Annotated in this window: 6 protein-coding genes; all 6 read left to right on the plus strand. The window is 45.4% G+C overall.

All coding sequences use genetic code 11. The annotated features are described in order from the left end of the window. Positions 1-360: 360 nt before the first annotated feature. Positions 361-3,309 carry a pectate lyase-like adhesive domain-containing protein gene (locus tag FC34_RS09375; RefSeq protein ID WP_057895177.1) on the plus strand — a complete coding sequence of 983 codons (2,949 nt, stop codon included), beginning with the start codon at positions 361-363 and terminating at the stop codon, positions 3,307-3,309. A 10-nt stretch (positions 3,310-3,319) separates the two neighbouring features. Then, on the plus strand, positions 3,320-3,640 hold the full coding sequence (locus tag FC34_RS09380; protein ID WP_157052288.1) for a hypothetical protein: 321 nt from the start codon (positions 3,320-3,322) through the stop codon (positions 3,638-3,640). A 2-nt stretch (positions 3,641-3,642) separates the two neighbouring features. Next, positions 3,643-4,287: a WxL domain-containing protein gene (locus tag FC34_RS09385; protein WP_057895179.1), complete on the plus strand. Its 645-nt coding sequence runs from the start codon at positions 3,643-3,645 to the stop codon at positions 4,285-4,287. Positions 4,288-4,333: 46 nt separating this feature from the next. Then, positions 4,334-5,374 (plus strand): WxLIP family cell surface protein, encoded by a 1,041-nt coding sequence (locus tag FC34_RS09390; protein ID WP_057895180.1) that lies wholly within the window; start codon positions 4,334-4,336, stop codon positions 5,372-5,374. Between the two features lie 241 nt (positions 5,375-5,615). Beyond that, a complete protein-coding gene (locus tag FC34_RS09395; RefSeq protein ID WP_057895182.1) occupies positions 5,616-7,082 on the plus strand; it encodes a peptide MFS transporter in 1,467 nt (488 codons plus the stop codon). 97 nt (positions 7,083-7,179) lie between these two features. Then, positions 7,180-8,010, plus strand: a complete 831-nt coding sequence (locus FC34_RS09400; RefSeq protein ID WP_057895181.1) for a metallophosphoesterase — start codon at positions 7,180-7,182, stop codon at positions 8,008-8,010. The last annotated feature ends 102 nt before the right edge of the window (positions 8,011-8,112 follow it).

The following is an 8,112-nucleotide window of genomic DNA, read 5'->3' on the forward strand; positions in this document are numbered from 1 at the left end:
CGGTGTCTTAACCACTTGACCAACGGGCCGTTTCACAACATATGAAATTATACCGGAAATACAGGGGCATTGTAAAGGCAATCTGGCAAAAGAGCCGCTTTTTTTTGCAACCCAATTATCGATCGAGGTCATGAAGATAAAGTTACCAGTAATATGAATTAAACCCAATTTTGTACATGTAGTTAACCAAGTAACTTAGTCCGTATAAATAGCGAGTAAATAATTAAAAATTAAAAAACTAATATAATTAATAACAAATTTGTTGTTTCTTCTGAGAGCGACTCTGTATAATTAATATTGTAAACAAATGAGCAAACACAAACGTTACTATAGCAGGGTATTTAGGAGGTGAAGGCGAGAATGATGAACTATGTCACTAAAATTCTAATTTCAATCAGTCTTTCGATGGTGGCTGTTGGCCCATTTGCAAGCCAATCTCAGCCACAGCCTGCTGGTTCTGAACCGACATTGCCGACATCGGTTTCGCAACTGCTGCCTGAGGCGGATGACTCCCAAGAGCCGATAGAAACGGCTAGTGACACAAATTTAGAAAATTCTGAATCAGCTTCTAAAGAATCTTCTGCGGATGAGAGCATCGCAAAAACGGAATCCGTTGCCCCCAAACTCGAAACCGAATTTGTGCTAGTTTCGACTCCTGAAGAATTTAAAGCGGCTTACGAAGCCGGTAAGGATGTCAAACTTGCAAATGACATTGTGTTGACTCGTCCGAGAAACAATATGATGTTGAAAGTCATTCCAGATGATGGATCACTCATCATTGACGGTGACCAACACGAACTCACACTTGCTGGCAATGACAATATAACATCCATTCTCAGTGTGCCAGCTGGAATGAATGACAAAGAAATTGTCTTCCAGAATATGCGGATTAAAAATACAAATTTTTATGGTGTTTTGAAGTCGTCAGACTCGCCGACACTTGTATTCAACAATGTGAACTACACGGGGCCACAGTTACTGTGGGTCGAAGCAGGTAAAGCTATTTTCCGAGGAACGAATAATTTGGCGATTGATCGACACGAATTTGGCGAAATATCGCTATTAATTTTCGACGGTGGGCAAACAACGATAACGCACACGAATATTGTTAAATTTTTATCGCCGCTAAAGCAAGGTAGCGACGCTGTTTCAGGAATTCAAGTAATTAATGGCGCCAAAGTGACGGCAGTCAGCGATACCACTGCTGACTTCATGTCTACTTCGCTGACTAACACAGTTTTCCAAGTTGATGGAAATGGAAGCGAATTCAATATCAAATTTACTTCCTCTATCGCGGATCTTTTTAGTTCTAGTGCAGGCGCTTGTGAGGTGGCAGCGACTAATGGGGGCAAAATCAGTGTTCAAAATGCCCGCTACTTTTTTTCGACTGGCACTGAGAACACAGGTTTTCGAGCAACTAACGGTGGCCAAATAGACATTAATGTCACAAATACTGTTTTTTACGGGACAACAAAGAAGTCTCCAATTGTGGCAAGTGGCGATAGTCAGATAAAAATCCGAACCAATAGAGTGGGCTTAAGTTATGCTGACAGTCAGATAGCCGCTACTGATGATTCGGAGATTAGCATTAGCGCAACTGGGAATGCCTTTACGAATGTTTCCGCAGTACCTATAACCGCAGAGGCCAATAGTAGCGTGAGCATTTCGAGTCAAAAAAATCTTTTTGCTGATTATTCGTCCACCGGCATTACAGCAGGTAAAGCTGGAGAAGCGGATTTATCAAGGGTGGAACTATCGGCAAGTGCCACGATGTTCAGCGGCACGTTCACCAGTGCATTTAAGACTAATGGACAAGCAAGCATGATTTTAAAAGCGTCGGCCATGATTTCAACACTGGCTAGCAGGGATGCTGAAAATCCACTTTTCGACGTCGCAAGCAACAGTACTATGAAAGTGACTAATACCAATAGTCTGTTTGGTACTGTCGGTCTGGGCGTGGTCCGATATAAAATTGCTGGGAGCTTTTCGCTTCAGTCTGGACGTATTTATGACGAAACCCTCAGCCGCACTTTCACTTATGATTTTACTGATAACAGTCACGTCGACATATCAGTGACAGGGCAGCCAACAAAAACGGTGCTGCCATTCCTCGGAAGTTCATCCATGACGATTGGTAATGGTGCTCAGGTGGTTCTACGAAGTTCAAGCTCAAAAAAATCGCTGATTCAGGGCAGTGATACCAATCTCATCGCAGTCAAACGCGGCAAACTTGAAATGGAGCAAAGTAGCCAGAATCCATCGGTCATGATGGCGGCGGTGAATCTAGAAACAAGCAATTATGAACCGGACGCTTTAACTTTCAGGCGCGTCCAATTCCGGCCTGCTGATGGGAGAGTGCGAGATTATCCGTACATCAATTTTAAAGCTTCATTTGGCAAAGTGGTGACAATTACGAGCAATAATAACCGCTTTGCGGGGCTGAGCGGTGATGGGTCAGACAAATTTACAAATTCAATTAACTATTTGCTAATTGATAAAGTCAAACGTCCAGACGTAGTACCAGATGATTTAGAAGTGCACACTGGCCAGAAAGAATTTGAGATTTCCGGCAGGGCAACACCAGGGGCAATCTTGGAAGTGAAATTTCTCGATGCTCGTGGCGAGCAAATTGATGTTGAACTAACCGGAAATTCAGCACCGCTGGTTGCGACCGTTGGCTCAGATGGTGATTTCAGCATACCGTTGGCACTGGTTAATGCCGTGGACTCAGGGGTGATTAGCAACTTTACAATTGTGATTGATGCGAATTATCCATCACCTGATCAGCTCGAAACGCCAGTCCGAGTGACAGTTAAACAATATGATCCGCCTATTATCGGATTTGCTGAGGTGATTGAGCACTTTGATTTTGGTACGGTGGGGATAAATCAAGTTGGTGAAGACATCAAACCAGAGACGTATTCAAATCGATTTACAATTCTAGATACAAGGAAGGGAGATGATCGCACGGGCTTGAAACTTTTTGTTAGACAGGTGCAGGGCTTCACTGCGGTCAAGAATGGTCAAACTCATACATTGAAAGATTCGCTGTATAAACGTGCATTTAAGGGCGAAGGAGCTGAGGAGTTACAGATGGATGCCTCGTTTAAGATTTCTGAAGATGACGGCTTGGTCTTGGCGGTGCCAGACACTTATTCAGACCCCTCCCCCGACATTACAGACTATCTGGTGAACTCTGACCCTGACGCGCCGGGTATGATCCAGGCGAATTTTGCTGACGAGGGTAAATGGGTCGATGAAACCTATACAGCTGATTTGCAATGGACACTTGTTGTTGCCCCAAAATAAGAAGGGAGGAATGATGATGGTGCGGCGATTAATTGTTTTCGTATTAATTGGCGTTGCGCTATGGCCGGGAATTCCCACCAGAGCTGACACAGGTATAAGCCAAACTGGTGTGGGGTTTAGCCAGCAAACTGAAATTGACCAGCCGCCGATTAGTGCTCCAGCTGCGGAGGGTGAGACCGTGGAAGTTGTTAGTCAGACCCCAAGCAGTCAAGTTGATTGGTTACCACAATTAAGCAGTCAGCAAAGTCATCGCTTAGTCGCTTTAGGTTGGTTGCTAATCATTATCAGCACTTACTATTACACGATGGACATAAAGAAAAGGAGTCGATAACGATGAAAAAATATTTACTATTATTACCGACGTTGCTACTCGCACCAATCGTACTGGGTGCGTCTCAAGTTTCCGCAGCAGATGGAGATCCTGTTGTAGGACCGCAGAAAGACACGACGAGTGCAGTGAAGTTTTTAGAAGCTGATCAACCGTTAGTCATCGTTGAAGTACCGGATCTTCATTTTGGCGAAAATAATCAGATTGAGGCCGGAACAGAGCTTACTTTGCCATTAGTAGATTCAGGGAAATATGTGAATTCCGACAGTAACGAGGGTACGTTGCAATCTGGCAAAACAATCCAAATTCGCGATAGTCGGTCGAAAAATAATGCAGAAGGGTGGGAATTGCGAGCTCAATTTGAAGGGGATTTTGAAAATCAAACCGGAAGCACCTTTTCGGGCAGTATCAGTTTTACAAATGCATCTGTGAAAGAGTCATCAGATAATAATCCTTCCACGCTTGGAACCAATTCCACCATTAATGGTGCTGACAATGTGATTGCGCAGCGAGCGTCTGGTTCTTCGGGATTAAGCACCTTAGATTTTACAAATGACGATGTGCAATTAACCGTACCTGCAGCAGCGCAACTGGATGCTGATGGCATCTATCAGACCACTATTAAATGGACGTTAACTAGTGCGCCATAAAACACAGAAACCCCATAATTAAAGGTTTAAACAAAGGAGAATTTGTATGCGAAATAAAGTTATTGGCTTGTTGTTCATGGTGATCTTAATCGGGCTTGGTGGCCATTCTGTTGGAGTGAATGCTGCACAAGCGGGTTTTAGTATTAAACCTCAGTTTCCGCAGAACCAAACTGATTCCAAGTTAGGTTACTATGATTTGACTGTTGTGCCGGAACAAGAAACGGTGCTTAAAGTCATTATTATAAATAATGAAGATAAGTCGATAACTGTTAAGCCACAAATTCACACGGCCACAACGAACTTGAATGGGGTTGTTAATTACGCTGACCTCGGCACTTCAGACAAAAGCCTAAAATATAAAATGACTGATCTCGTCAAAAGCAAGCAAGCTAAATATGCAATTCCTGCTCGCAGCAAAACTGAGGCAGCCTTTGTCGTGACAGCACCATCAAAAAGTTTCGACGGCGTCCTCGCCGGTGGCCTATCCTTTGTTAAACAAGTAGCAAGCCAGTCAACTGAGAGTAATGGTCAAGCGCAAGTAGCCAATCGGTTTGCTTATGCGGTGGCCATTCTCTTACGGTCCAGTGGTCGGCCAGCGCCAGGGGCAGATCTGAAATTAGGCGGTGTGCAGACTGGGACGGTGGCCCAAGAGAATACGCTGTTCATCAATGTGCGTAATATTGAACCGGCCTATCTTAATAAGGTTTCAGCGGAGACGAAGATTTATCCAGCTGACAAGGACAAAGCAATCTATACTCGGCAACAAGCCAATATGCAGATTGCGCCAAACAGTGTCTTACCATTCAAGGTGCCGCTGAATGGTGACCCGTTTGTGCCGGGGCGCTATCGCATGACGATGACGGTCCGAGCAGGTGTCAGAAGTTGGAAATTCTCTAAGAATTTTACGATTACGGCAGCCGAGGCCGCCAAATGGAATAACGAAACTTTGGGTCACAATCCCGTCAAAGATTATTCGCTTTGGTGGTGGCTGGGTGGATTCGGTTTAGCAGCTCTTGCCGGGCTAGTGTGGTACTTATGGCGCCGCAATCGAAAGTTGCAGCGACAAGTCAGTCAAATAAATAGCTAATAATAATATAACAGGCGACCAGCCTAGTACTGGCGCCTGTTTTTTAATGTGGGCAGAGCAAAAATTGACACCTGTAAATGAGAGTGAACTTAACCGGCTTTAATAAACCTAGAAATTTTCACATTGAATTGTATTCAGAACGTATGGGGTATATAATGATAACTTGTGTTATTACTTTTTTAAAGCGGTGGTAATAAGTTCTGAATGAACGGAATTCTCACCTGGGAGGATGTATTTTAAATTGGATAAATCGAAAGACACAGCTTTTCTAGGTCACCCGCGCGGCCTGGCTACACTGTCAATGACTGAGTTCTGGGAACGGTTTAGTTATTATGGGATGCGCGCGATCCTACTCTTCTACATGTACTATTCCGTTGCCAAAGGCGGTTTAGGCTTTGATAAGCCAACTGCAATGTCTATCATGTCCATCTATGGTTCACTGGTTTACTTGAGCAGTGTCATTGGTGGCTTTGTCTCTGATCGACTGTTAGGTAGTCGGCGCACCGTCTTCTGGGGCGGGGTGCTAATCATGTTCGGGCACATCGTCCTTGCCTTACCATTCGGCGCACCGGCACTGTTCATTTCCATTGCCCTGATTGTGGTCGGGACCGGGTTGCTCAAACCTAACGTTTCCGAAATGGTCGGGGGCTTGTATGGCGAACATGACTTACGTCGGGACTCAGGCTTTTCAATCTTTGTCATGGGGATTAACTTTGGCTCCTTGATTGCGCCAATTGTTGTACCATGGGCGCAAGGCCAGTGGAACTTCCACGTCGGCTTCTCCTTAGCCGCTATCGGGATGTTTATTGGCTTGATCTTCTATGCGATTGATGGCCGTAAGTACATCAACCCGGACGCCAGCCAGGCACCAGATCCAATCAAGGCGAATGAATTGAAGTCGGTATTAACCAAAGCTGGCCTGATTGTTGCCGCTGTTGCAGTCATCCTGGTTGTGATGGGCTTGACTGGTACCTTTAACATTGCCAATGTCATTTCACTGATTACCCTCTTTGCGATTGGTTTACCAATTACATACTTTGTCATGATGCTTCGGAGTGAAAAAGTCACCTCAGAGGAACGTTCTCGGGTCTGGGCTTATATTCCATTGTTCATTGCGGCAGTGATTTTCTGGGCGATCGAAGAATCTGGTTCTGTGGTCTTGGCACTGTTTGCCGCTGAACAGACGCAACTGCATGTTGGGTCTTGGACCATTGAACCGGGGATGTTCCAGATGCTTAATCCATTATTTATTCTGATCTACGGGCCAATTTTTGCTCGGCTGTGGGTTCGAATGGGCAATCGGCAGCCAAGTTCACCTAAGAAGTTCTATCTGGGTTTGATCTTTGCCGGTCTGTCATACTTAGTGATGGTGATGCCAGTGATGTTCTTCGGTACTGGGTCCAAAGTTTCCCCGCTATGGCTGGTTCTTAGTTGGGCTGTCGTTGAAATTGGGGAAATGTTGATTTCTCCAGTCGGGTTGTCTGTGACGACGAAGTTAGCACCTAAGGCCTTCTCTTCTCAAATGATGAGTATGTGGTTCTTAGCTGATGCGGCAGCTCAGGCAATCAATGCGCAAATCGTGCGCTTATACACACCAAACAGCGAAATTGCTTACTTTGCGATCGTTGGGGTGGTTTCAATCGTCTTTGCCATTATTTTGGCTGTAATGACGCCACGGATCGAGAAATTGATGAAGGGTGTCAATTAAAACTGAATGTTATAAGGCCGTTACCGTTTTGGTAGCGGCTTTTTTATTGCACCAGCTCTGGCTTCATGCTAGGGTAGACTCACTTGGAGGTGAGCGCGTGGTGAAGATTGGAATCAGTGTGGATAATCATTTTGATGTGAACCACGAGGATGGCCAAGAACGGCTGAAACAACAGGCTGCCTATCTAGTGGCACACGATTACCAGTATTATTTGAATGCTGGTGATACGTACAACGACTTCGGCAAGACCTTAGCTTATTTCCAAAGCCTCCAACGGGAACTTGGTTCTGCGGTCACGGTGCGCTTTCTGGCAGGCAACCATGACTTGGTGAATGGCATCTCATATGCTGAAGCCCAAAGTGATCTGGACCTGCTGTATTTTCACGAGAAAAGTTTGGCCATCCCGGGTACCAATGCTGTTTTGGTTGGTAACAATGGTTGGTATGATTATTCATTATCTGAATTAGGCACCAGTAAAACGGACGCGGAATATGCGCAGTGGAAGCGTGCATTCTGGATTGATCGGGGCATTGATCAGCCAGTGAGCGATCGGGAACGCATGCAGCGTGTGTTGACGACCACAGAGGCGGCACTTAACGCGAATGCTGGGCGGCAGGTTGTGTATATTACTCATTTTGTGCCTGACCGCAGTTTCCTGGTTTATGGCATTGATCGGCCCTATTGGCAGATGGCAACGGCCTTGATGGGCTCGCAGGCGCTGGGGGATCTGTTAGGCCGTCACGCTGTCAGCCAGGTGGCATTTGGACATCTGCATTTTCGCGATCGCCCGCGGCTGCTCAATGGTGGGGTTTACTATCATCAGCCGCTGGGATACGGGAACAAACGCCTATTTGAATGGAAGTCTCATGACTGGCTCACAGAATGGCAAAACACTTTAGTGACAGTGAATATTCCAGCAGAAAAATGAATTTTTTTACCGAAAACTGTTGCGTTCAGCGACGGTTTTTTGTATCCTATTAAAGTTGAGTTAAGCGCAACGCTATGGAGGAGTAGCGAAGAGGCTAAACGC

Origin of the sequence: Lacticaseibacillus brantae DSM 23927, from assembly GCF_001436115.1 — a bacterium.
In the GTDB taxonomy this organism is placed as follows: Bacteria; Bacillota; Bacilli; order Lactobacillales; family Lactobacillaceae; genus Lacticaseibacillus; species Lacticaseibacillus brantae.